The organism is Streptomyces sp. NPDC005070, assembly GCF_053600395.1.
Map to the genome: position 1 here is coordinate 1 of NZ_JBSFZS010000574.1, position 1119 is coordinate 1119.

At 72.1% G+C, this 1119-nt stretch carries 1 protein-coding gene; it reads right to left on the bottom strand.

Going from position 1 to position 1119, the window contains the following annotated elements:
- Positions 1-295: 295 nt before the first annotated feature.
- Positions 296-1078: a substrate-binding domain-containing protein gene (locus ACWEBX_RS41265; RefSeq protein WP_451889797.1), complete on the bottom strand. Its 783-nt coding sequence runs from the start codon at positions 1076-1078 to the stop codon at positions 296-298.
- Between the last annotated feature and the right edge of the window lie 41 nt (positions 1079-1119).

Sequence of the window (1119 nt, forward strand, 5' to 3'; positions counted from 1 at the left end):
CGGCAGTGGTTGCCGTTGCCGCTGCTGTGACCGGTGTCGTCGCCGATGAGGCGAGGACCGCGCTCTTGGCTCATCGTCATGCTGTAGCTGCTCGTGGGACAGAGCTGGCTACCTGGACACACAGGGTGCGGGATGTGCTGGATCCGATCAGCCTGAGGGGGTGGCGAGCCGGGTGCACGCCCGGCCCGGCTCTGTGCTCACCGGAGCACCGCGCCAGCCGCCCGCGTCCGGAGCACGACCTCATGTGCGGGCAGGGCCGGGGGGAAGGCACGGGAAACGGGCCCGGGCCCTCCGTTCAGCTGGACTCGCGGACCACGAGTTCGTTCGGCATGATCACCGGCTTCCTGGGGCCGCCCTCGATGAGCGCCAGCAGCAGGCGCACCGTGGCGGTGGCCTGGTCGGCCATGGAACTGCGCACCGAGGTGAGCGCGGGAGAGGTGTAGGCGGCGGCCTCGATGTCGTCGAACCCGACCACGGCCACGTCGTCGGGGACCCGGCGGCCCGCCTGGTGCAGGGTGCGCAGCGCCCCGATGGCCATGAGGTCGTTGGCCGCGAACACCGCGTCGACGTGCGGGTCGTCCTCCAGGAGTTGCCGCATGGCCTCCGCGCCCGACACCCGCGTGAAGTCACCCAGCGCGACGATCGAGCGACGGCCGGTGTCCCGCAGGGTCGCGCGGTATCCCTCGAGCCGTTCGCGGGACTCGTACAGGTCCAGCGGCCCGGTGATCGTGGCGATCCGGCGTCTGCCCCGCTCCAGCAGGTGCCGCACGGCCAGCTCCGCACCGCCCGTGTTGTCCAGCGCCACGTATGGGACGTCCGTCGCGGCGGTGCGGTTGAAGGATGCGACGGGCAGGCCCATGCGGGCGAGCGCGGCCGGCAGGGGATCGGCGCCGTGCAGCGCCACGAGCATCACGCCGTCCACGTGGCCCCCCGCCACGTAGCGCTCCACCCGGGCCCTGCTCTCGTCGGACTCGGCGAGGATCAGCACCACGCGTCTGCCGACGGCCTCCAACTCCCGGCTGACGGTGCGCACCACGGTGGAGAACAGCGGGTCCGACGAGCTGCTCGACGCGATGATTCCGCGCGGGCGCGCGGACCTCGTCGAGTCCTTCGCCTATC